This is a genomic window from Algibacter lectus (genome assembly GCF_900112395.1).
In the GTDB taxonomy this organism is placed as follows: Bacteria; Bacteroidota; Bacteroidia; order Flavobacteriales; family Flavobacteriaceae; genus Algibacter; species Algibacter lectus.
The window spans coordinates 144,629-170,394 of sequence record NZ_FOLN01000009.1 but is presented as its reverse complement, the minus strand read 5'-3'; the positions used below and the strand labels follow the sequence as shown (position 1 = coordinate 170,394).

Here is a 25,766-nt window from a genome sequence, read left to right as displayed (position 1 = left end):
TGTGTGCCACTTTTCCGCGCAAGCGAAATAACTATATATTAAAATAAAGTTCTTGTAAACATAAAGGCTACAGCTCCTACTAAGAAACCAATTAAGGCTAACCAAGCAATCTTTTTAAGGTACCAGAAAAAATCAATTTTCTCCATTCCCATTGCTACTACACCTGCTGCAGAACCAATAATTAACATACTACCACCTGTTCCTGCTGAATAGGCAATAAAATGCCAAAGTTCATTATCCATTGGTTCATGAAACATACCCAAACTAGCCGCTACTAATGGCACGTTATCGATAACCGCAGAACCTACACCTAATAATAATACTACTAAATCGGAAACACCTTCGTGTCCACCTGGGTGAATTTCTGTTCCTAACATTGGCATAGAATCTTGTAAAGATCCAGCAAAATTGAATAAGATACCTAAAGATTCTAAAGCGGCAACAGCCATTAAAATACCTAAGAAGAATAAAATACTTGGTAATTCAATTTTAGATAATGAATGGTGAACTGGGCTATGGTGTGCAGCAGCTTCGCTCTCTTCAGAATCATGATCCGTCATGCTAAACTTAGCATTACTATATATTTCAGCAAAAATAGCAACAACTGCTAAAGATAACATCATACCAACATAAGGAGGTAAGTGTGTAACCATTTTAAAAATTGGAACAAATACAATAGCACCTAAACCTAAGTAAAGCATTTTACCACTAAATTTAGATTTTGGTTTCTCTACAACTTCTTCTACATCTAAATCTCCTCTAAACGCTGGTAGAAATGATGCGATAAACGTTGGAACTGCCATACATAAAAATGATGGTAATAATAGATAACCTACTAAATGCCCTGTTGATACTTTTTTACCAATCCATAACATAGTAGTTGTTACATCTCCAATAGGAGACCAAGCACCTCCAGCATTAGCTGCAATAATAATTAAACCTGCATACCAAATACGTACACTTCTATCTTTAACAATTTTTTGAAGAATTGAAATTAAAACAATAGTAGCAGTTAAGTTATCAATAATTGCAGATAAAATAAATGCTAGAATAGCAAAAATCCAAAGGATTTTACTTTTCTTCTTTGTTTTGATAAAATCTTTAATAGTTGAAAAACCATCGAAATAATCAATAATTTCAACAATTGTCATCGCCCCTAAAAGGAAAACCAAAATCTCACAAGTTTTACCTAAGTGGTGCAACAACGTGTTTTCCATTAAACTCATTTTACCAGAAGTCACCACATGGCCACTTTCATCTAAAACATCATTTAAAGGTAAACCTCCAAAATTTTCCATTAAGCTATGGTTAGCAGAATCGAACCACTGAGTAAATTCATCTAGCCCTAAAGCAATTAAAGCCCAACAAATAGCCATCATGACTAAGGCCGGTATTAATTTATCTATTTTGATACTATGCTCCATCGTTATGGCTAAATAGCCAAAAACAAATACTAAAATAATTGCTGCTTCCATATTAAATATTAAAATTGATTTTCTTTTAGATTAATTGACTTAACGCAAGCTCGAAAGCCGTAGCGCTTATTTCTGTTTTAGATTTATTTTTTAAATATACTTTTTCTATCGCTTCTCTAATTTTATCAGAGGTATCATTAAAAATAGCCTCATCTGTCATTTGTACGCGGCGTTCCATAAAATAAGCAAACACTCTTGCCATACCGCAGTTAGAAATAAAATCGGGTATTAAACTTACGCGACTATCGGTGTGCTCCATAATGGAACCGAAAAATATTTCTTTATCTGCAAAAGGAACATTAGCCCCACAAGAAATCACCTCCAACCCACTATTTATCATCTCATCAATTTGATTTTGAGTGATTAATCGTGATGCTGCACAAGGTGCGAATATCTCAGTTTGTAACTTCCAAATGTCTTGGTTTATCGTCTCGAAAGGTATTAAATTCTCGGCCTCTAGGGTGTTCCCTGTTTTGGCTAAAAACAACTTTGTTATCTCTTCAAAAGTAAAACCTTCTTCATTAATTAAACCACCTGCAATATCGATAATTCCAACCACTTTTGCACCCATTTGAGACAAATAAAATGCAGCTGCTGCTCCAACATTCCCAAAACCCTGAATTACAGCACGTTTTCCTTTTACAGATCCACCGTAAATAGTGTAGTATTGTTTTACAGCTTCGGCAACGCCAAAACCAGTAATCATGTCGGCTATGGTATATTTTCTTGAGACACTTGGTGAAAAATCGGGATTTTCAATAACCTTTATTACCCCCTGTCTTAATTGTCCTATTCTATTTATTTTATCAGCTTCCGTAGGTTTAAAGTGTCCGTTAAAAACACCTTCTTGCGGATGCCAAACACCACTTTGCTCGGTTATTGGAATAACTTCATGTATTTCATCTACATTTAAATCGCCTCCAGTTCCGTAATAACTTTTAAGCAAAGGAGAAACCACAGCGTACCAACGCTCTAAAACACCTTTTTTTCTTGGATCTTTTGGATCGAAATTAATTCCCGATTTGGCTCCGCCAATTGCAGGACCAGAAACGGTAAATTTAATCTCCATGGTTTTTGCCAAAGACAATACCTCGTTCATATCCAACCCTTTCCTCATTCGTGTTCCCCCACCGGCTGCTCCACCTCGCAATGAGTTTATTACAACCCAACCTTCTGCTTCGGTTTCAGAGTCTTTCCAGTTAAATACTATTTCAGGTGCTTTATCTTCGTACTTTTTTAGTAATGCTTTCATTAATTTGTATGTTTTAAAATTTCAATAAATTATATTCTTTTTAGCTTACGCTCTACGAGTAGTTCTTCGATATCTGTAGCTAAAGTTGATTCATTTTATGTAAAATTTTAAATTATTAATGATAAGTAACAAATATAAAAAAACTAGAAATCTTGTGAGATTAAATTTTCGTTATTTTATGAATAAATTCTCCCAGAACTATGGTTTTTTGATGCTCCTGTAACCGATTGTAAGCAATTCACTTCATTCCGAAGTTTTAATATACCTAGAAAACCAAAAATTAACGCCTCTTTAAACTCCACTAAATCGGCATTCGGAATAATAATTTCGGCTCCAATATTAGATTTAATTTTCGAAATAATATAATCGTTATAAGCACCACCACCCGTCACCAAAACTCTTGCTCCAGACTTTATTACATTCGATATTTGTTCTGCGATATGGTCAGAACATGTACGCAAAATATCTTTTTCACTAGCTTGAGATGCTTCAGTTAAAGGGAGTACATTTTTATTAACCCATTCTAAGCCTAAAGATTTTGGAGGAGTTTCTTTATAAAACTCTAAATGATTAAGCTGATTACCCAAATCGGACATATAATTACCCGATGCTGCAATTTTTCCGCCATCGTCATAATTAAAACCTAGTTTTTGCGCATATATATTAAGTACAATATTAACCGGACAAATATCATAAGCGATACGTTCCGTTTTTATTTGGGTAGAAATATTAGCAAAACCACCAAGGTTTAAGCAAAAATCGTATTCAGGAAACAATAATTGATCCCCAATAGGCACTAAAGGAGCACCTTGCCCACCAAGCTCAACATCCTCCACTCTAAAATCGCAAACCACCTTTTCGTTTATAAGTTTTGCCAAAATAGGTTTATTTCCTATTTGATAGGTTAATTTATTTTCGGGTCTATGTAAAGCCGTGTGTCCGTGAGAACAAACTGCATCAATATTTTTAATATTATTTTTTGAGATAAAGGTTTTTATAACCTCAGCCAATAAAACAGTATAATCGCCATCAATTAACTTCAAAGTTTCTAAAGAGCAATCCACCAAGCCTTTCAACTTCGTGTGCCAAGCCTGAGAATAACTAATTGTTTCGGCACAAATAATTTCAAAATGCCATGTACCATTAAAAACAAATTTGGCTTCAACTAAATCTATGCCATCAAGAGATGTTCCGGACATTACGCCGACAACATGATATTCTTTTTTTTCCATCGGATGTAAAAATAACAATACCCATTGAAATATTCACACTAAAAACCTATATTTGAAAACATTTTTTACATTTTTAACACCTTTTAATTACGAATTATGGATTTTAAACTCTCAGAAGAACATATTATGATACGCGACGCTGCTCGCGATTTTGCTCAAACCGAATTACTTCCTGGCGTAATTGAACGCGACAACAAACAAGAATTCCCGCAATCTCTCGTTAAAAAAATGGGTGAATTAGGCTTTTTAGGCATTATGGTAGATCCAAAATACGGTGGAAGCGGTATGGATGCCATTTCGTATGTGTTAATTATGGAAGAACTATCTAAAATAGACGCCTCGGCCTCTGTAATAGTTTCCGTAAATAACTCTTTAGTTTGTTACGGCCTAGAAGCTTATGGTAGTGAAGAACAAAAACAAAAATACTTAACAAAACTAGCTACAGGTGAATTTGTAGGCGCTTTTTGCCTGAGTGAGCCCGAAGCTGGCAGTGATGCCACATCGCAAGCAACAACAGCTATAGATCATGGTGATTATTATATAATTAACGGTACAAAAAACTGGATTACAAACGGCGGTCGTGCCGATGTATATATAGTAATAGCACAAACCGATCGCGACAAAGGCTCGCATGGTATAAACGCTTTTATAGTTGAAAAAGGTACGGAAGGTTTCCATATTGGACCAAAAGAAGATAAGCTTGGTATTCGCGGTAGCGACACGCATACACTTCAATTTAACGATGTGAAAGTCTCTAAAGAAAACCGTATTGGTGTTAATGGTTCTGGTTTCCGTTTTGCCATGAAAACGCTTTCTGGCGGACGAATAGGCATTGCTGCACAAGCCTTAGGTATCGCTTCTGGTGCTTATGAACTTGCATTAAAGTACTCCAAACAACGTAAAGCATTTGGTACCGAAATTTGCAACCACCAAGCCATAGCATTCAAATTAGCAGATATGTATACCGATATTGAAGCGGCACGTATGCTTGTTATGAAAGCCGCTTGGGATAAAGACCAAGGCCTTAATTACGATAAATCTAGTGCCATGGCAAAACTATACGCTAGTAAAGTCGCTATGGAACACACCGTAGAAGCTGTACAAATACACGGTGGCAACGGTTTTGTAAAAGATTATCACGTAGAACGCTTAATGCGTGATGCCAAAATAACACAGATTTACGAAGGCACTTCAGAAATACAAAAAATCGTTATTTCTAGAAGCTTGATTAAGGAATAACAACACCTTATTACAATATAAAATCACTAATTATAAAAAAAGGCTCAAAATATTTGAGTCTTTTTTTGTTAAGAATCACGAAAGTCCTCGACAATTACAAATAGATTTCATTATTTCGTAAAAAAATAAAATCATGTCAAAAACATATTACGACCCAGCCGATTTAAGAAAATTTGGAAAAATCACCGAATGGAGCAAAGATTTAGGCGAGAAATTTTTTGAGTATTACGGAAAAGTTTTCGAAGAAGGCGCGTTAACAGCTCGTGAAAAATCACTTATCGCGCTTGCCGTTGCTCACACCGAGCAATGTCCATATTGTATAGACGCTTACACAAAAGATGGCTTGCAACGTGGCGTAACTAAAGAAGAAATGATGGAAGCTATACACGTAGGCGCAGCCATAAAAAGTGGTGCAACACTAGTGCACGGCGTACAAATGATGAATAAAGTAAACAAATTAGACGGATAGAATTTTTTGGGCGTTACCCGAAAAGGGTCGGGCTTTCGGCAGTCGCTTTTTTGTGTTGCATAAGCGCAACAACACAAAAAGAGCTTCAACAAATGCCTCAATCCCTAACGCACCCATCCGCCAAGTACTGTTTTCACAAAGCAAACAGTATCTTAATTTATAAAAACTATTAATGGCAACAAAGTCTCTAAAAAAACGCGAAAGCGACTTAGCAAATAGCAATAAGCAACTCGATATTTTATCGAATGGTATTTTCAAAAATGGAGAATTACCAACCTTTAAAGATAAAATTTCCGAAACCGGCCAATTTCCGCTTAAAGCGAAAAAATTAGAAATTCTACAAATAAACGTAGGCTACATGTGTAACCAAGTTTGCGATCACTGCCATGTAGATGCCGGCCCAGATCGTAAAGAAATCATGACGCGTGATACCATGCGAGAGTGTTTAGAGGTTATTAAAAACACCGGTGCACACACTTTAGATTTAACGGGTGGCGCTCCAGAAATGAATCCTGATTTTCGATGGTTTGTAGAAGAAGCTGCAAAAGCAGGCATTAAAGATTTTATTGTGCGCTCTAACCTAACCATAATTAGAGCCAACAAAAAATACTACGATTTACCAGAATTCTTTAAAAAACACAATGTACACGTGGTGAGTTCTATGCCACACTGGACACGTGGAAAAACAGACAAACAACGTGGTGATGGTGTTTTCGATAAATCTATTAGAGCACTGCAAGATTTAAACGCTATTGGTTACGGTATGCCAGGCAGTGATTTACGTTTAGATTTAGTTTACAATCCGTCGGGAGCTTTTTTACCAGGTGATCAAACGGCTATGGAAAAAGATTTCAAAAAAGCTTTAAAAGAAGATTTCGATATTGATTTTCATAATTTATTCGCAATTACAAATTTACCAATCGCAAGGTTTTTAGATTACCTTATTGCTTCGGAAAATTATGAAGATTATATGTATTCTTTAGTAGAAGCTTATAATCCATCTGCTGTAGAAAACGTAATGTGTACCAATACATTATCTGTAAGTTGGGATGGTTATTTATTTGATTGCGATTTTAATCAAATGCTTAATTTACCCGTAAATAGCAAAGCAAAACACATTAGCGAATACAATGAAGAACTTTTAGAAGGCAGAAACATTGTAATTTCTCAACATTGTTACGGGTGTACCGCAGGTGCAGGAAGTAGCTGCCAAGGCGTTGTTGCATAACCAATGAAAAACCATAAAGTAGCCATATTAATTTTTGCGAACTCTGCTGAAAAGGAGATGGTATCAAAACCATTATCCTCAACAAGCGGTTTGTTTGAAGCGTTAAACCTTCAAACTATAAACATTGCAAAAAAAACAGGCTTACCTTATTTCCATCTAAGCGAAAACCAACAAGTTGGAGCAAATTTTGGCGAACGTTTTACAAACGCCATTCAATCTATTTACAACAAAGGGTACCAGGCCATTATTACTATTGGGAATGATACGCCACATTTAACTGCAAAACATATTTTAAAAACTGCCGAGAAGCTAAAACATAATCATGTTGTTTTAGGTCCTTCTACAGATGGTGGTTTTTATTTAATGGGCTTAAAAAAGCAACTGTTTAACAAAGACGCTTTTTTAAATTTACCTTGGCAAACAACTAGTTTAAATAGAAGCATATCGAAAGCTTTAGCTTCCAACAACACCAAAATTCATTATTTAGAAGTATTAACAGATATTGATAATGCTTCCGATATAGAACGTGTTTTAAATAGCTTCAAAAGCATTTCGGCTGCTATTAAATCTATTTTACTTCAGTCTATTTCAATTTCAACTAAACTAATAGCTTACCATATTTCAGCCTTTAATAACTTCATCTTAAAAAGGCAACACAACAAGGGCTCCCCCGCTCTACTTCATTTACAATAAATCTTATTATTCTTTTAAATCTTCCCGAAGGTTTATCTAACTTTTATTCAATTAAATGAAGCATATTTTACTATGCATGCTATTTACCATATACGGTATTACGCATGCACAAACGACGATAACTGGTCGTGTTACAGACAAGGAAAACAATGAGCCTTTACCCTTTGTAAATATAACTAGCAACACAACAGGTACAATTACCGACGAAAACGGAAATTACTCTATTGAAATTTCAACAGAAACAAAAACATTACAATTTTCATTTTTAGGGTATAAAACCGAAACAATTTCAACCGAAAACAAAACGATTATAAACGTTAGTTTAGCCGAAGATGCCGCCGCGCTCAACGAAGTTGTTATAACCGCCTTAGGTATAAAACGAAATACCAAAGCGCTAGGTTATTCGGTACAAGCTATTAAATCTAATGACTTAACAGAAGTGAAAACGGTTAATTTTCTAGATAACCTACAAGGCAAATTAGCAGGAGTTACGGTTACACAAGGCGCAACTGGAGTTGGATCTACTTCTAAAATCACTATTAGAGGCGAAGCATCTTTCTCTAATAACAATCCGCTTTTTGTTGTTGATGGCACGCCTATTAATAATCAAACCGTTTTTAATTTCACCAACCAAGCTGCGGCGGGTTTTCAAGAAATAGATTTTGGAAATGGCGCCATGGAAGTTAACCCAGACGATATAGAATCGGTTACTGTTTTAAAAGGCGCAAATGCTGCCGCACTTTATGGCACACGGGCTGCAAACGGTGTTATAGTAATAAAAACCAAAGACGGAAACAAGCAAAAAGGTTTTAGAGTGAGTTTAAATACATCGGTAACTTTAGATTCTGCTTTTAAACTTCCTGAATTTCAAAACACATACGGACAAGGACAATCTGGACAGTTTGAATTTGTAGATGGTTTAGGTGGCGGAACAAGTGATAACTTAACTTATTCTTGGGGACCCAAATTAGATGCAGGTATTTTAATACCTCAATTTGATAGCCCCGTACAACTTCCTGATGGTAGTTTCGTAAGAGGAGGCGACACATCGTTATACAGCGGGTTACCTATAACTGCGACACCGTTTAACTCTAACCCAGACAATCTAAAAGACTTCTATAAAACAGGAGTTACTACCACGAATAACATTTCAATTTCAAATGGTTTTGATAATGGTAGCTATAGATTATCATTCACCGATTTAAGAAGTGAATCTATTATTCCGGGTGTAAATTTAGATCGCCAAACTGTTGCTACAAAACTCAATTTTAAACCTAGCGATAAAACGGAGATTAACAGTTCTTTTAGCTATGTAAACTCTAGCAGCAATAATAGACCATCTAATGGTTACGGTAGCGAAAACGTGAATTATTCTTTAGTGGCTTGGGGCCCACGTTCGCTCAACATCGATAATTTAAAAAACTATTGGCAACCCGGTTTAGAAGGTGTGCAACAATACGCGTTTAACTATGCCTTTTTCGATAATCCTTATTTTATTTTATATGAAAACAAAAATGCTTTTCAGCGTGATCGAATTTTCGGGAATATTGCCATAAAACAGGAACTAACCAATCATTTAAGCGTGTCGCTTAGAACAGGTATGGATTACAGTAGTGAAACGCGCCAACTGATTAGAAACTTCAGTAGTAATCGCTTTCAAAATGGTGCTTATGCAGAACATGATGTTACATACAGAGAAGTTAATACCGATTTCTTAATTAATTACAACAATGAATTTGGAGATTTCTCCTTTGATTTTTCAGCTGGTGGTAATCGCTTAAATCAAACGGCATCTACCAAACAGTCGCAAACGGTTAATTTAGCGCAACCAGGAATTTTCAGTCTTAATAATGCTGCTTCTCCTATTGAAGTTTTTCAATTTAAAAGCGAAAAGCGTATTAACTCGCTTTATAGTATTGCTAAATTAGGCTACAAAAACTATTTATACTTAGATGTTACCGGCAGAAACGATTGGTCTAGCGCATTAGCCACTCCTTTTTCTGTAGATGGAACATCGTTTTTCTACCCATCGGTTTCTACTAGTTTTATTTTATCTAATGTAGTAAAACTACCTCATGCCATATCTTTCGCAAAAATACGGGCGAGTCTTGCTCAAGTAGGAAATGACACGAATCCATACCAAACCTCAGGAACGTTTGTTTCGCAAACCACTTTTAATGGTGAGCCGACTTTTAGTGATCAAAACTTTATACCTAATGCCAACTTAAAACCAGAACAAACCACAAGTTTTGAAATTGGTACAGACCTCCGTTTCTTTAAAGACCGATTAAATTTCGATTTCACTTATTACAATGCAGATACTAAAGATCAAATTATTTCACTTCCTATTGCAACCTCATCAGGCTATAATGAGCAAGTAGTAAACGGAGGAACTGTAAATAGTAAAGGTGTTGAAATTGTACTTGGCATAACACCGATTAAAACTGAAAATTTCACATGGCATTCTACCTTTAATTTTGCAACAAATAAATCTACCGTTAAAGATTTACCACAAAATGATGGCAGATTAACACTAGCCTTTAGCCGAATTTACGATAGCGCAAACCAAACTGTTTGGTTTCAAGTTGAAGAAGGTGGGCGTTTAGGTGATTTCTACGGAACGGGATATTCCAAAAATGAAAATGGTGAATTTATTATTAGTGATAGTGGCGATTTCATTGAAGATAACACCTTAAAAAAATTAGGCAATTACAATCCTGATTTCACTTTAGGTTGGCACAACAACTTCAACTACAAGAATTGGAATATGAGTTTCTTACTCGATTGGAGACAAGGCGGAGAAATTGTTTCACGAACTCGGGCTTTAGGAAACGTTGGCGGTCAACTATCCGAAACAGTATTTAGACCAGAAGCAGGCATTGTAGCCCAAGGTGTAAATATCAATACAGGTTTACCCAACACCGTTGCCCTTACTGCTGAAAGTTATTACAGACAATTTTACAACAGAAATCACGAAGAAAATAATGTATATGATGCCTCCTTTCTAAAACTACGCCAATTTGCTTTGGGGTACAGTTTTAAACTAAACGAAGGAGTTCTAGGGCTTACTAACGGTGCCGCATTAACACTTTCTTTTACAGGAAATAATCTATTTGCTATTACTGAAAACCCACATTTCGATCCAGAACAACTTGCCGTACAAGGCAATGGTTTTGTTAATGGTGTTGAAGATTTAAGTTATGCCACAACCCGAAGTTTTGGTTTAAAAGTGGGCATTGATTTTTAAAAGCACATTTTCGTTTTAACGGAAATTTAAAATATTATTCATGAAAAACATACTATATATATTATCCTTTTTAAGTCTACTAACTATAGCTAGCTGTACGAACGACTTTCAAAATATTAATACAAACCCAAACGCGCCTGTTTCGGTACAACCAAGTTTATTGTTGCGCCAAGTTATTTATAATTATGGCGAAGAAATGAGTTATGAAGGTTTTGTTGCTGGTGATTTATTATCGCAACACAGAACAGCCTTAGGCTTTAATTTATTCGATAGACATGCGCTTAAATCACCCCAATTAGGAGGCAACCCATGGTCTATATTTTACACCAATTTACGGGACAATGAAATTATTTTAAATCAGTCTAGAACCGTTAATGCTTTTAAAATTTACGAAGGCCCAGCGCTTATTCTAAAAGCCTATATGGCAGCTGGCTTAACCGATTTATTTGGTGATGCACCCTATTTTGAAGCTTTCAATGGCACGACTATTACCGTAACGCCAAGTTATGATAATCAAGAAGATATTTACCTAAGCGAAGGTGGTATTCTAGATAATCTAGACAAAGGTATTGCTGCAATTGAAAATTATACAGATGTTATTTCATTAGAAGGTGATATTTTATTCCATGGTGATTTACAAGGCTGGGTACGCTTTGCAAATTCCTTAAAAATTAAACACCTGATACGTATTTCAAATAAAGAAGATGTTTCTGCGGAATTACAAGCGATTTATGATGCTGATAAGTATATCAAAGAAAATTCAGAAAACGCCATTTTCAACTTCACAAATTCCGACCCAAATAGCTTTAGATTGGCACAATTAAGAATTGGAGATTTCACAAACTTTGTGCTTTCTGAAACTATGAAAGATATCCTAATTGATTTGAATGATACACGTATAAGTACTTTGTTCCAACCTTTTTCAAACTCAAAATCCAGTGAATTTAACGGATTACTAAATGGAATTGACGCGACCTCAACATCACCAAAACTAGCAGATTACTCTTTAGCAGGAACCGCTTTTAGAGACGACACCTCAACTTTAGAGGCTAATTTTATAACCGCTTGGGAAGTGAAATTTGCTCTAGCCGAAGCTGCTGAAAAGAATTTAATTACAGCCGATGCAGAACAGCTTTATAACCATGGTGTCGCTTTAGCTTTCGAATATTGGAACACAGCCTTACCAGTCAATTACCTCACAGAGCAAGCCGCTTATTATAATACCGACAAAACGCCTTTAGAGCAAATAATAACTCAAAAGTGGATTGCAAATATTATAAACGGGTATGAAGGTTGGATTGAATATAACCGAACCGGATTTCCTGAATTAAAAACAATTTCGGCTAGTTTAAACAATAACCTGATTCCTGTACGCATGCCTTACCCCGCAGAAGAAGAAACTTTAAATGCAGAACATTACGCAAAAGCCGCAATAAACACTGATAACAACAGCATTAACATACCCGTATGGTGGAATGAATAATATAGACACAATAACATGGCAATGGGGATTAATTATAACATCGAGTTTGATATTATTTTTTTTATCGCCCTTTGCTAAAACCACAGATCAGTTTTTTAAAGCTACCAAAAGGTTAAAAAAACCAGGCACCGTAGTTTTAACGGGAAGCCTTATAATTTCTTGGATTTTTGCTAAAAGTATTACCAATGCAGCAAACCTTGGTTTGCAATTTGGTTTAGTTGGTGGTGTGGCCTATGCTGGGTATTATCTATCTTTTGCTGTTGCAGGTATTTTACTTTATCAGTTAAGAGTTAAGGGTGGTTTTGAGAGTATTCACCACTTTTTAACTACAAAATTTGGAAAAGGTGCCATGGCCATTTTTTCAATTTTAATTGCTTTTAGACTTTTTAACGAAGTATGGAGCAACACCATGGTTATTGGCAGCTACTTTGGCGAAACAGGAAGTTCTCCGTATTATTGGTCCATACTTCTATTTACGCTACTAACCTTAGCTTACGCTTTAAAAGGCGGATTGAGTAGTTCTATTTTTACCGATGTTATACAAATGGGGTTATTTTCGGTGTTACTATTCATTATTTTGTATCATATATTTTCAATCGAAGACTTTTCAACTCAAGATATTGTATCATCTGGAACATGGAGTTTTGAGCTAGGTTTAAACTTATTTTTCGCAGCCATCATTCAATCTTTTAGTTATCCATTTCACGATCCCGTTCTTACAGATAGAGCTTTTATAAGTTCCCCTAAAGTTACAAGAAGAAGCTTTTTAATCGCTAGTGTTTTGGGTGCGCTTTGCATTATTTTATTTAGTATCATTGGCGTTTATGCCCAAACTCAAAATATACAAGGGCAAGCCGCTGTAGAAGTCGGTAAAATATTTGGAGTATTCATTTTACTCATTATAAATTTCATTATGATTACCTCGGCTGCTTCTACTTTAGACTCTACGTTTTCATCCTTTTCAAAGTTATTATCCATTGATTTAAACTTAGGAAAAAATGTAACCTTCGGTCGTCTTTCTATGATAATCATAGCTGTTTTAGGCACAATTCCTGTGTTTTTAGATGCTGAAATATTATCGGCTACAACCATATCAGGAACTATGGTTATTGGTTTAACACCTGTATTTCTATTCTGGAATATAAATGTTCCTAAAATAAGTTATTACCTCAGCGTAAGTTGTGGATTAGTTTTCGGTATCATTTTAGTATTAAACATATTTCCAGAATCACTCATTTTCACTAAAGGAAAATATGCCGATTTACTTTGGATTAATTTCTGGGGCGTTTTAAGTTGTATCACATTATATATTATTCCAAAATGGATAAAAAAATAGAAGAATTAGGTCAAATTTCTGGTAAAGTTTTACTTTTTGGAGGTGTTTACAGCAACCTTCAAGCCCTAGAAGCGCTAAAGCAAATTGCAGAGAAAGAAAATATCCCGCCAGAGCGTTGTATCTGTACCGGAGATATTGTTGGTTATTGTGCACAGCCCGAAGAAACCGTACAGCTTTTTAAAATATGGAATGCCAAAAGTATTGCGGGTAATGTGGAAGTACAACTTAGCGAAGGCGCGACAGATTGTGGTTGCGATTTTAGAAAAGGATCTCGATGCGATGGATTTTCTCAACAATGGTATCCTTATGCACAAAGTAAACTTTCTAAAGATTCGCTAAGCTTCATTAGCTCCATACCCGATCATATTACCTTTAATTATGCGAACCGGAAGGTTTTAGTCGTTCATGGTTCTTTTGAAAATACATCAGAATTTATTTTCAAATCCACGCCTTGGGATGCCAAAGCACCAAGTTTTAACGGCAATGAATTTGATGTTGTTATTGGTGGTCATTGCGGATTACCTTTTCAAGATAAGCACGACAATAAACTATGGTTAAACCCAGGTGTTATTGGCATGCCTGCAAACGACGGAAGTCCAAATGTGTGGTATGCAATTTTAGACGATTCGCAAAACACATTCAGTTTTAAACATTATAGTTTAAATTACAATTACAGATTAACAAACAAACTCATGTTAAACGATTCGCTTCCAAAAGAATATGCAAGAACTATTGTTACCGGTATTTGGGACAACACCGAGATTTTACCAGCTATAGAAAGTGGCTTACAAGGTTTTGGAGTTCAGATTATTTAAATCAAAATCACCACCAAATGTAATTTTATTAAATTTGAGAGACTAAATCAACATGAAACAAAGCTTATTCTTATTATTAATTCTGCATGGGTTTTCTATGTTTGCTCAAAAATCAATTGACAAACTATTAAAACAATACAACGATAATAGTGTGCCTTACATAAGTGTACAGGAATTAGCTATGCCAAAAAACAATGCTATAATTCTCGATTCTAGAGAACTAGAAGAATATGAAACCAGCCACTTAAAAAATGCTATTCACGTTGGTTACGATCATTTTAAAATAGATAGTGTTTACAAAAAAGTACCGAATAAAGACACCAAAATAGTGGTGTATTGCTCCGTTGGTATTCGATCGGAATCCATTGCCGACAGTCTTAAAAAAGCAGGATATAAACATGTAGAAAATTTATACGGCGGTATTTTTGAGTGGAAAAGCAACGATTTCCCCGTTTATAATAAACAAGAAAAAGAAACAGATAGTATCCATACCTTCAATAAAACATGGAGCAAGTGGCTACAAAAAGGAATAAAAGTATATGAATAAAGAACTCGTTATTGTTTTTGTAAAAAACATAAAACTAGGCAAAGTAAAAACCAGGCTTGCAGCTACAATTGGCAATCAAGGTGCTTTTGATGTGTATACCCAATTGGTAGATGTTACAGAAAAAGCTATTAAAACTATTAAAGCAGATAAGCGTATTTATTTTTCTGAAGCGGTAGTAGAAAACACATGGAAAAACAACGTTAAAGCCGTACAACAAGGCGAAAGTTTAGGAGACCGTATGAGTCATGCTTTTAAACAAGGTTTTGAAGATGGCTATGATAGAATTGTACTAATTGGTTCCGATTTACCAGATATTACCGAGTCTCAAATTAACGCCGGATTACAAGCATTAAAGAGTAATGAAGTCGTTTTTGGCCCAGCTGAAGATGGTGGTTACTATCTTGTTGGTTTTTCTAAATTCCACGATTTTGTATTTCAAAACAAGCCATGGAGTCAAGATAATTTATTAGAAGAAACGCTTAACGAATTAAAAGAAAACCGAGTAAGTTTTAGTACTTTAGAGACCTTAAATGACATTGATACTTTTGAAGATTTAATAGCTTCAAAATTTTATCAGTCTAACACGGAATTACAAGAAAAACTAAAACAATTACATGATTAAATTTATAGAAGAAACGGTAGATTACTTAAAAGGAAAAGGATTTGAAAGCCCAGAAATAGGTATTATTCTTGGCACGGGATTAGGCCAGCTTGTAAATGAAATAACCATCATAAAAGAAGTAAGCTATAATCACATTCCAAATTTCCCGACTGCTACAGTAGAGTTTCATAAAGGCAAACTAATTTATGGAGAATTAGAAGGCAAAAAGGTTATTATAATGCAAGGCCGTTTTCATATATACGAAGGTTACTCGTTACAAGATGTAACATATCCTGTGCGTATAATGGAAAAATTAGGCATAAAAACCTTATTGGTTTCTAATGCATCGGGCGCTATAAACTTAGATTACAAAAAGGGTGAGCTTATGCTTATCGACGACCATTTAAACTTACAAGGTAGTTCTCCTTTAGCATTTAAAGGTGTTGAATTGCTAGGTGAACGTTTTGCTGATATGAGTCTACCCTACGATGTTGCTATTAACAACAAATTTAAAGCCATTGCTAAAGCTAACAACATAAAACTTCACGAAGGTGTTTACGCCAGTGTAGTTGGACCGCAATTAGAAACACGCGCAGAATACCGCATGTTAAAAATTCTTGGTGCCGATGCTGTTGGTATGAGCACCGTTCCAGAAATTATTGTTGCTAACCATTTAGGCTTAAAAGCTGCAGCTATTTCGGTACTAACCGATGAGTGCGACCCAAACAACTTGCAACCTGTAGATATTAGTGAAATTATAGCTATGGCTGCCAAAGCTGAACCAGAAATGATTACACTTTTTAAAGAATTGATAAAAACACTCTAAATTGAAAATATTAATCCCCGTAATTATACTCGCTTTATCCATATATAAAGTACTAACTAGTTTTCTATTAGACGAAAAATACGGCGTACTTTTCGATATAAAAATAAACATTTGGCTTTATAGAGGTATATGGATTATAGCTGGTGTATCATTTGCTTATAATTTATTTAAAATATACAAAGACAAAAAGCAATTTGGCATATAGTTGCCTTTAATGCTCTGTTTGAAATGAGTTTGATTTACTTTAATAATCAAGATTAGATTATTTAGTTTTATATGAATAAATACCTAGACATAATAAAAAACGCCTATTCTGGTTATTGGAATTATCTTAAAAACGAGATTCTCTTTCAAAACAACTGGGATAATTATTTTTATGGCTTAATAGCCATTTCTCTTATTGTTTGGGTATTAGAAATTGTTTTTCCTTGGCGGAAAAATCAATCTATTTTTAGAAAAGACTTTTGGTTAGATACGTTTTACATGTTCTTCAATTTCTTTCTTTTAAACCTCATTATTTTAATGGCCCTCTCTAATACGGCCGCAGAGTTTTTAAATGATACTCTAAAAATGATAGGCTTATCTCTAAAAGATTTGCAGATTTTTGATGCTGAAGATTTACCAAAATGGCTCGGATTGATTATTTTCTTTCTAGTTTCCGATTTTGTGCAATGGAACACACATAGATTACTGCACCGTTTTGAATTCTTTTGGAATTTCCATAAAGTCCATCATTCAGTAAAAGAAATGGGCTTTGCCGCACACCTCCGTTATCATTGGATGGAGCCAGTGGTTTACAAATCGTTACTCTATATTCCTTTGGCATTAATAGCCAATTACAGCGCGCAAGATGTTGCTATTGTTTATTTTTTCAGCATTGCTATTGGTCATTTAAATCACGCCAATTTAGGTTGGGATTATGGTGTTTTAAAATACGTGTTTAACAACCCCAAAATGCACATTTGGCACCATGTTAAAAGCTTACCAAAAGATGTTAGGTTTGGTGTTAATTACGGACTAACGTTAAGTATTTGGGACTACATTTTTAAAACCGACTATATCCCTCACGATGGCAGAGATATTGAATTAGGTTTTGAGGATGATGAGAAGTTCCCGAAAGATTTTTTAAGTCAAGAACTTTATCCGTTAAAAAAATGAAATACTTAATTTACTTCAGTTTTAGTTTTTTTTTGCTCGCTTGCAGCGCTAATAAAGCTGTTACCAAAGCACCAGAACAAACCACTCCTTCTACCCTACCAGCAATAAACACTGAACCGGAAAAGATAGAAGAAACAAAACTTATTAAAGAAAGTAGCGAAGCAGAAACTCCTGCTATTAACACTCCCCAAGAAACAGTAAGCCAAACCGATATTATTGAAGAAATTACTAAAAAAGAAATAGTAGCGACTCACACATTATGGAATGACTTATTACAAAAACATGTTTCGGGTGCTGGACAGGTAAACTACAAAGCCTTTAAAACGGATAAAGCGAAACTACTGAGTTATATACAAGTTTTAAACCTTATTTATACTGACGCTAGCTTTACATCACTTTCTAGAGAAGAAACACTTGCCTTTTGGATAAATGCATACAATGCATTAACGGTAGATTTAATTCTAAAAAACTACCCTTTAAAAAGTATAAAAGATATTGATAAACCATGGGATCAACGTTTTTGGAAACTAGGAGACAAATGGTTTAATTTAAGTGATATTGAGCATGAAATACTGCGTAAAATGGACGAACCACGTATCCATTTTGCTATAGTTTGTGCCTCCGTGTCTTGTCCTAAATTACAAAACACTGCGTTTACTGCTTCAAATCTAGAAACTCAACTTACCAACGCTACTAAAGAGTTTTTAAGTGATCCGGAACGTAACGAACTTTCGGAAAACAGCATTAAAATCTCAAAAATATTTCAGTGGTTTTCTAAAGATTTTAAACAAGATGGAGACATAATAGACTTTCTAAATCAATACAGTAACGTAGACATTTCCGCGAAAGCGAAAAAAAGCTACAAAGACTATAACTGGAATTTAAATGAATAAAATCTCCATTATAATTCCTGTTTTAAATGAAGCTGAGACGATTGAAAACTTGTTGTTTCATCTTATAGATTGTTCTGCTTTAAACAATATTTCAGAAATTATTGTGGTCGATGGTGGCAGTACCGATGGCACGATACCAATAATTAAAAACTTAGGATTAAATATTAAAGTTTTAAACTCTGAAAAAGGTCGTGCCAAACAAATGAATCTTGGAGCAAGTGAGGCTAAAGGTAATATTCTATACTTTCTACATGCCGATTCTTTCCCGCCAAATAGATACGATCAACTTATATTATCGGCTATAGAAAACGGCAACGCTTCTGGTTGTTTTAAAATGAAATTTGACTCCAAGCATTGGTGGTTAAAATTAGCGAGTTGGTTTACGCAGTTTAATTGGCAAGTGTGTCGAGGTGGCGACCAGAGCTTATTTATTACACATGCTCTTTTTAAAGATATTGGTGGCTTTGATGAAAATTTCACCATTTACGAAGACAATGATTTTATTTCCAAATTATACCAACGTAAGCAATTTGTTGTGCTGCAAGACTGGCTAACAACCTCAGCTAGAAAATACAACAATCATGGTATCTTCAACCTTCAATTTCATTTCTGGGCCATTCATTTAAAAAAGCGCCTTGGTGCTTCTCCAGAAAAACTAAACCGCTACTACTTAAAGTATATTGCGGCACAGAATAATTAGGTAAATTCATTTTTAATTGATTCTAATTTCATTTTTTATTTCAAAATAAAATAAGGTTAAATCTTGTTATACCATCTTGTTTAACAGAGTTTTAATACCGTGTTAAAAACTTATAAAATTCACTTAAAGAAAAATTAAATGTTACAAATGATTCGGTAATTCGTCTACTTTTATAAGAAACAACAAGATACATGAAACATTTCTACATTTTTATTGCCATCGGTTTACTATCAATTTACAGCCACTCACAAGAATCGCTTAGTGCCAAAATTTTAGATTCTCTTACGCAAGAACCTATTCCGTATGCTACTATTTCTATTAATGATAACTCGGGTGTTATTAGTAATGCCAATGGAGATTTTCTTATTTATTTGAATAAAAAATCGGCCAAGCAAGATTCTTTAAAAATTAGATGTTTAGGTTACGAAACCAAACAATTTCTCGCTAAAAACTTTAAAGACAGCATTGTTTTTCTAAGCACAAAAGCTATGGAATTGGATGAGGTTTTAGTTTCTAACAAAAATTATACTCCTGAGGAAATTATTGAAAAAGTACAAGAAAACTTAGCAAACAATTATGATTATAATTTTATTAAAAGAAAATTATTTTACCGCGCTTCATCATTTCAAAATTTAATAAAAAGTGATGTTGAGGTTAACGAATCGACTATTCCTGAATTTAATCAACAATTTATAGATAGTTTAATTGCTGCCATACCGAAAAACGCAGACGATTACACTGAACTTTTAGCAAACTCATACGGCATACCAGGTAAAAGGGATAAGCAAAAAATAGATATTATTAAGGCATCGCATCTATATGATAAAAGCGCAGAAATGAGTTTTGAGACCTACGAAGAAAAACTAAATACTATTTTAAAAGAAAATGTAAAACGTGATTCATATTTCAAAATTAAATCGGGCTTATTTGGCGTAAAAACAGATATAGACTCTACCGCTTTTGATTACGGTGAGCAAAAGAAAGAGGTTGAAAAAACCGAAGCCATGCTCGCAGAAGAAAAGAAGAAAGAAGCTGAACGCAAAAAAGATTTTGCTAATTACCGTAAATCGGCTATTGCGAAACTTGAACATGGTAGTTTTATTTTTGAAGACAGTTATTTAAACTTTTTAGAAAAACAAAATCGTTTTGAGTTTAAAGTGGAAGATTATAGTTTTTTAAATGATGAGTTTGTTTATAAAATAACTTTTACACCAAAACGAAAAGAAGATTTTAAAGGAACAATTTATGTAAACACTGATGATTTTGCGATTGTTAGAATAGATTATGAAAACGTAAAAGTGCTTAATAGTTTTAAATTATTTGGCTTATCGCACACAAGAAACCTAAAAAAAGGAACGCTTATTTATTCTAAAAACGAAGCCGAAAAATATACTTTAAAATATGCCGAAGTTGAAGAAGGCAGCCAATTTGGAATTAAACGCCCATTAACCATTATTGAAAAAAACAAACACGTTAAAGGCAGACGTAAACAAAACGAATTGGATACTGATATTCATTTTATAATGGCCATTAAGGAAAAAAGCGAATTAGTTGTTTTTGAAAACGAACAAATAACAGAAGTTGTTTTTAACGACTTTAAAGAAAAACCAGAAGTAAAACCCGTGTATTTACCAAAATACGATCCGGAATTCTGGAAAGGTTATAATGTTATTGAGCCTAACCAAGCTATTAAAGATTTTAAAAGTTTAGAGTAAAAAAATAAAAATCTTTTTGTCATGTCGACAAAGGAAACATCTCATGAGGAATTAAAACCACCGTTATGTGTTGTCTCCTTTGTCGACATGACTTTTATAACAAATAACAGAACTATATACTGCAATGTTCTTCGCTGTTGATTTCTTCTACATTTATAATGAAAGTCAATATTATGCGATGTCTCCTTTGTCGGCATAACATAACTATTTTTCAAAAAAGGGTGTAATAACTAATCCTTATTACGTCCCTTTTCATTTGGGTATAAGGTGTAAACAGGATCACTTTGTAAAAACGTTTTAGTTTCAATATCCATACCTGTAATTCTACCTTTAAAAGCCGCTCCGGTATCTACATTCCAGATGTTTATAGCATTCATTGGAATATCACATTTAAAATTAGTTGTTGGTGTGTGCCCTATATAAATTTCATGATAATGTTTTAATCTATTTGGGTAGAAATACGATTTAGTATCTAAGTTATTATCCATGGCCAAAGCAAGTTCCCAAAGTGTTCTATCGAAATAAAGCGTAGGTTTATGCACTTCTTTCTCTACGCCATGCATAGATGTAAATCCGGCGTGCAAAAACAATCGGTTTTGATCGTCTAAATGATATAATTTAAGTTTTCTAAAGAAGGCAAGGTGCTCTTTCTTTTCTTCATCTGAAAAATCATCATAACTCGCCATCGTTTCCATGCCTCCATGTATATACCACGTCATGTTCACCTCTCCAGTTTCCAACCATTCTTCACACCAAACATCATGATTTCCTCTAATAAAAACACATTCTATTTTTTGTGACAATTCAATTAAAAACTGTACAACCTGAGCCGACTCACTCCAACCATCTACATAGTCGCCCATAAAAATAAGTTCATCTTCATCTCTAACCTCTAACTTATTTAAAAGTTGAACCAAACCTTTTAACCCACCGTGAATATCTCCAATTGCTATTGTACGCATGTATTTTCCTTTTTAAGCAAAGCTAACGGAATATAAATTATTTAAAAAATTGTAAGATTAAATTTAGATTAAAAATTATCTAACGGTTTTCTACCTAAAACTCTTGTTTTGTATTAATTATAAGGCATATCAAAGAAATATATTACAAATAATTTAGCTATATTTAATACCAAACAAACTAAACACGAAACAACCTTGAAAATAAAAAAAATACTAGTAGCCAATAGAGGTGAAATTGCAATTAGAATTTTTAGAGCTTGTACCGAAATAAGTATAAAAACAGTAGGAATTTATACTTTTGAAGACCGCTACTCTTTACACCGATACAAAGCAGACGAATCTTACCAAATTGGAGAAGACAACGAGCCTTTAAAACCATATTTAAATATTGATGCTATTATAAAAATAGCATTAAAAAATGGAGCCGATGCCATACATCCTGGCTATGGTTTTTTATCTGAAAATGCTGATTTCGCTCAAGCTTGTGAAGATAACGGCATTATTTTTATTGGTCCAAAAGTTTCTGTTTTAAAAGCTTTAGGTGATAAAATCACAGCCAAAACAGTGGCTGTAGAAAACAATATTCCTATTATTCAAAGTAATGAAAAACCTTTGACAGATATTAATGTAGCACTTTCCGAAGCAACAAAAATAGGTTACCCAATTATGCTAAAAGCGGCTTCTGGCGGTGGTGGTCGTGGTATGCGCGTTATTAGAAAAGAAGACGAACTTAAAGGAGCTTTTAATGAAAGTAAACGCGAAGCCTTAAATGCTTTTGGAGACGATACCGTTTTTCTTGAAAAATTTGTAGAAAACCCTAAGCATATCGAAATTCAAATTGTTGCCGATAGCTATGGCAATACCGTGCATTTATTTGAGCGCGATTGCTCCGTACAAAGACGCTACCAAAAGGTAATCGAGTTTGCACCATCTTACGGTTTAAAAGATGAAACCAAACAAGCCCTATACAATTACGCCATTAAAATTTGTAAAGCCGTAAACTATAATAACATTGGTACGGTTGAGTTTTTAGTAGACGATGATGATTCTATTTACTTTATTGAAGTAAACCCGCGTGTACAAGTAGAGCACACCGTTACGGAGGTTATTACAAACATCGATTTAATAAAAACACAAATATTTATTGCTGGCGGTTATAAACTGGCCGATGAGCAAATAAAAATACCAAATCAAGAATCTATTCAAATAAACGGTTATGCGTTGCAATGCCGAATTACAACCGAAGACCCACAAAATGATTTTAAACCCGATTACGGCACGGTATCTGCCTACAGGAGCGCTTCTGGTTTTGGTATTCGCTTAGATGCCGGAAGTATTTATCAAGGTGCTACTATTTCGCCATTTTTTGATTCTATGCTAGTTAAAGTAACAGCGAATAGTAGAACGTTAGATGGTGCAAGTAGAAAAATACGTAGAGCCTTGGCAGAGTTTAGAATTCGCGGTGTAAAAACCAATATGCCTTTTCTAGACAATATTTTAAAACATGATACTTTTAGGCAAGGTAAGGTTACTGTTAACTTTATTAAAGCCAATCCGGATTTATTCATATTTAAAGCACCTAGAAATAGAGCTACAAAACTCATTACTTATTTAGGTGATGTTATTGTAAACGGAAATCCTGATGTTAAAAAAATAGATCATTCTAAAACGTTTATAAAACCAAAAGTTCCAAAATTTGATCCAGATGCTCGTTTTCCTGAAGGCACAAAGGATTTGCTTTCAAAACTTGGTCCTGAAAAATTTTCTCAATGGTTAATGAATGAAAAAAAAGTTCATTTCACCGATACTACCATGCGCGATGCACACCAAAGTTTATTAGCCACGCGTATGCGAACTTACGATATGCTAAAGGTTGCCGAAGGTTATGCCAAAAATCATCCTGATATTTTTAGTATGGAAGTTTGGGGTGGTGCCACCTTTGATGTTTGCTTACGTTTTTTACAAGAAAACCCTTGGGAACGTTTACGCATGCTACGCAAAGCGATGCCAAACCTTTTACTACAAATGCTTATTCGCGGATCTAATGGTGTGGGCTACAAAGCATATTCTGATAATTTAATTGGTGAATTTGTAGAACAAGCCTGGGAAAATGGCGTGGATGTTTTTAGAATTTTCGATTCACTTAACTGGATGAAATCTCTTGGCCCATGTATCGAGCATGTACGCACGAGAACAAACGGTTTAGCCGAAGGTTCTATTTGCTACACCAATGATATTTTAAATCCAGAAAACACAAAATACAACTTAAAATACTACGTTAATCTTGCCAAAGAAATTGAAAATGCAGGCGCACATATTTTAGGCGTGAAAGATATGGCTGGTTTACTAAAACCTTATGCAGCCTACGAATTAATTTCAGCATTAAAATCTGAACTTAAAATCCCTATCCATTTACATACACATGATACCTCATCAATACAATCTGCCACTTATTTAAAAGCTATTGAAGCTGGTGTAGATGTTGTAGATGTGGCACTTGGTGGTTTATCCGGATTAACATCTCAACCAAACTTTAACTCCGTGGTAGAGATGATGAAGTTTCAAGATAGAGCCAGCAGTATAAATATTGATTCTCTAAATGAATATTCTAACTATTGGGAAACCGTTAGAGATTATTACTACCCATTTGAATCGGGCTTAAAAGCCGGATCTGGCGAAGTCTTTAAACATGAAATCCCTGGCGGGCAATATTCAAACTTAAAACCACAAGCACAGGCATTAGGTTTAGAAAGTCGTTTTCATGAAATTACTAAAATGTACGGCGAAGTAAACACCCTTTTTGGCGATATTGTAAAAGTAACACCGAGCTCCAAAGTAGTTGGAGATATGGCACAATACTTAGTGAGCAACAATTTAACCATACAAGATGTTATTGAGCGCGGCGATAGTATTTCGTTTCCACAATCGGTTGTAGATTTATTTAAAGGCGAACTTGGCCAACCTGTTGGCGGTTTCCCGGAAGCGTTGCAAAAATTAATTTTAAAAGACCAAAAACCTTATACGGACAGACCAAATGCGCATATTCCGCCATTAGATCTAGATCAGGAATACAAGGATTTCAAAAAAATATTTGAACACGATTTAAGCAGAACTATAGACTATACCGATTTTCTATCTTATCAACTCTACCCTAAGGTTTTTACAGATGCTTTCAATAAGCATTTAAAATACGATAACCTCATGAATTTACCGACCAAGAATTTTTTCTACGGAATGGAAATTGGTGAAGAAACCATTGTTGAGCTCGATAAAGGAAAAACGTTACTTATTACTTTAGATTCCATAGGTAAAGCTAATGAAGATGGTATTGTAACCGTTTATTTTAAAGTGAATGGCCAAGGTCGAAGTGTTGAAATAAAAGACACCGCTATCAAAGTTGATAAAGTTGAAAACATGAAAGCCGATAAAAACGATGATAACGAAATTGGAGCGCCATTACAAGGTATGCTTTCTACTATTTTGGTTAAAAAAGGCGAAAAAGTGAGTAAAAATCAGCCATTATTTATTATTGAAGCCATGAAAATGGAAACAACAATTACAGCAAATACCGATGCTACCGTTAAGAAAATTGTTTTAAAAACTGGCTATATGGTAAACTCAGAAGATCTTGTTGTTGTTCTAGAATAAACACAACATTATTTAATAAAATAATGCCCAAATTAAACTGTATTTTACACATACAGTTTAATTTGGGCATTATATATTATACTATTTATTACGATTGGAATACACGCTTTTTAACACTGAAAAGTTGTTTTAATTTTTGAGAAAAACTAACATCCGTATTTGTTTGTTTACTCGTTTTTGAAATTGAACTCTTTTCTTCGTGTAATACTTGATAACATTGGTAAGCTTGAGATATAAACATAATATT

Annotated in this window: 21 protein-coding genes; 17 read left to right on the top strand and 4 right to left on the bottom strand. The window is 34.4% G+C overall.

Features of this window, described 5'->3' with window-relative positions; genetic code table 11:
- Positions 1-38: 38 nt before the first annotated feature.
- The 3 genes from nhaD to BM246_RS15425 form a co-directional block, all read right to left on the bottom strand.
- A complete protein-coding gene (gene nhaD, locus BM246_RS15435) occupies positions 39-1,475 on the bottom strand; it encodes a sodium:proton antiporter NhaD (protein ID WP_074939072.1) in 1,437 nt (478 codons plus the stop codon).
- A gap of 25 nt (positions 1,476-1,500) precedes the next feature.
- Positions 1,501-2,727: a Glu/Leu/Phe/Val dehydrogenase dimerization domain-containing protein gene (locus BM246_RS15430; protein WP_042505154.1), complete on the bottom strand. Its 1,227-nt coding sequence runs from the start codon at positions 2,725-2,727 to the stop codon at positions 1,501-1,503.
- 176 nt (positions 2,728-2,903) lie between these two features.
- Entirely contained in the window at positions 2,904-3,959 is a 1,056-nt protein-coding gene (locus tag BM246_RS15425) for an anhydro-N-acetylmuramic acid kinase (RefSeq protein WP_042505155.1), read from the bottom strand.
- 96 nt (positions 3,960-4,055) lie between these two features.
- On the opposite strand from BM246_RS15425, the gene BM246_RS15420 reads away from it, so the two are divergent.
- The 16 genes from BM246_RS15420 (at position 4,056) to BM246_RS15345 (ending at position 20,909) form a co-directional block, all read left to right on the top strand.
- Positions 4,056-5,198, top strand: a complete 1,143-nt coding sequence (locus BM246_RS15420) for an acyl-CoA dehydrogenase (RefSeq protein ID WP_042499239.1) — start codon at positions 4,056-4,058, stop codon at positions 5,196-5,198.
- Between the two features lie 133 nt (positions 5,199-5,331).
- Complete coding sequence (locus BM246_RS15415) at positions 5,332-5,667, top strand: arsenosugar biosynthesis-associated peroxidase-like protein (RefSeq protein ID WP_042505157.1); 336 nt, start codon at positions 5,332-5,334, stop codon at positions 5,665-5,667.
- Between the two features lie 172 nt (positions 5,668-5,839).
- Positions 5,840-6,895 (top strand): arsenosugar biosynthesis radical SAM (seleno)protein ArsS, encoded by a 1,056-nt coding sequence (gene arsS / locus BM246_RS15410; protein WP_074939070.1) that lies wholly within the window; start codon positions 5,840-5,842, stop codon positions 6,893-6,895.
- 3 nt (positions 6,896-6,898) lie between these two features.
- Positions 6,899-7,588 (top strand): TIGR04282 family arsenosugar biosynthesis glycosyltransferase, encoded by a 690-nt coding sequence (locus BM246_RS15405; RefSeq protein WP_074939068.1) that lies wholly within the window; start codon positions 6,899-6,901, stop codon positions 7,586-7,588.
- 55 nt (positions 7,589-7,643) lie between these two features.
- Positions 7,644-10,835 carry a SusC/RagA family TonB-linked outer membrane protein gene (locus BM246_RS15400; RefSeq protein ID WP_074939065.1) on the top strand — a complete coding sequence of 1,064 codons (3,192 nt, stop codon included), beginning with the start codon at positions 7,644-7,646 and terminating at the stop codon, positions 10,833-10,835.
- A gap of 40 nt (positions 10,836-10,875) precedes the next feature.
- Positions 10,876-12,318, top strand: a complete 1,443-nt coding sequence (locus BM246_RS15395; RefSeq protein ID WP_074939062.1) for a SusD/RagB family nutrient-binding outer membrane lipoprotein — start codon at positions 10,876-10,878, stop codon at positions 12,316-12,318.
- Positions 12,311-13,654: an SLC5/6 family protein gene (locus tag BM246_RS15390; protein WP_394363852.1), complete on the top strand. Its 1,344-nt coding sequence runs from the start codon at positions 12,311-12,313 to the stop codon at positions 13,652-13,654. The genes BM246_RS15395 and BM246_RS15390 overlap by 8 nt, the downstream gene beginning before the upstream one ends.
- On the top strand, positions 13,639-14,469 hold the full coding sequence (locus BM246_RS15385) for a metallophosphoesterase family protein (RefSeq protein WP_042505162.1): 831 nt from the start codon (positions 13,639-13,641) through the stop codon (positions 14,467-14,469). Before BM246_RS15390 ends, BM246_RS15385 begins: the two co-directional genes overlap by 16 nt.
- Positions 14,470-14,521: 52 nt before the next feature.
- Positions 14,522-15,016, top strand: coding sequence for a rhodanese-like domain-containing protein (locus tag BM246_RS15380; protein WP_074939059.1), 495 nt, complete (start codon positions 14,522-14,524; stop codon positions 15,014-15,016).
- A complete protein-coding gene (locus tag BM246_RS15375; protein ID WP_074939056.1) occupies positions 15,009-15,638 on the top strand; it encodes a TIGR04282 family arsenosugar biosynthesis glycosyltransferase in 630 nt (209 codons plus the stop codon). The genes BM246_RS15380 and BM246_RS15375 overlap by 8 nt, the downstream gene beginning before the upstream one ends.
- Positions 15,631-16,443 (top strand): purine-nucleoside phosphorylase, encoded by an 813-nt coding sequence (locus tag BM246_RS15370; RefSeq protein WP_042499228.1) that lies wholly within the window; start codon positions 15,631-15,633, stop codon positions 16,441-16,443. The genes BM246_RS15375 and BM246_RS15370 overlap by 8 nt, the downstream gene beginning before the upstream one ends.
- A 1-nt stretch (position 16,444) precedes the next feature.
- Positions 16,445-16,648 carry a hypothetical protein gene (locus BM246_RS15365; RefSeq protein ID WP_042505168.1) on the top strand — a complete coding sequence of 68 codons (204 nt, stop codon included), beginning with the start codon at positions 16,445-16,447 and terminating at the stop codon, positions 16,646-16,648.
- A 71-nt stretch (positions 16,649-16,719) separates the two neighbouring features.
- Positions 16,720-17,601 carry a sterol desaturase family protein gene (locus tag BM246_RS15360; RefSeq protein ID WP_074939053.1) on the top strand — a complete coding sequence of 294 codons (882 nt, stop codon included), beginning with the start codon at positions 16,720-16,722 and terminating at the stop codon, positions 17,599-17,601.
- Complete coding sequence (locus BM246_RS15355; RefSeq protein WP_074939050.1) at positions 17,598-18,494, top strand: DUF547 domain-containing protein; 897 nt, start codon at positions 17,598-17,600, stop codon at positions 18,492-18,494. Before BM246_RS15360 ends, BM246_RS15355 begins: the two co-directional genes overlap by 4 nt.
- Entirely contained in the window at positions 18,487-19,194 is a 708-nt protein-coding gene (locus BM246_RS15350) for a TIGR04283 family arsenosugar biosynthesis glycosyltransferase (protein WP_074939048.1), read from the top strand. The genes BM246_RS15355 and BM246_RS15350 overlap by 8 nt, the downstream gene beginning before the upstream one ends.
- A 191-nt stretch (positions 19,195-19,385) precedes the next feature.
- Positions 19,386-20,909, top strand: a complete 1,524-nt coding sequence (locus BM246_RS15345; RefSeq protein ID WP_074939046.1) for a carboxypeptidase-like regulatory domain-containing protein — start codon at positions 19,386-19,388, stop codon at positions 20,907-20,909.
- Positions 20,910-21,139: 230 nt separating this feature from the next.
- Here the strand turns inward: BM246_RS15345 and BM246_RS15340 are convergent, their stop codons facing one another.
- The gene (locus BM246_RS15340; RefSeq protein ID WP_074939044.1) at positions 21,140-21,871 is read right to left on the bottom strand and encodes a metallophosphoesterase family protein; all 732 of its coding nucleotides are present in this window, start codon (positions 21,869-21,871) and stop codon (positions 21,140-21,142) included.
- Positions 21,872-22,066: 195 nt separating this feature from the next.
- Between BM246_RS15340 and BM246_RS15335 the strand changes: the two genes are divergently transcribed.
- A complete protein-coding gene (locus BM246_RS15335; protein WP_074939042.1) occupies positions 22,067-25,519 on the top strand; it encodes a pyruvate carboxylase in 3,453 nt (1,150 codons plus the stop codon).
- Positions 25,520-25,766: the final 247 nt, after the last annotated feature.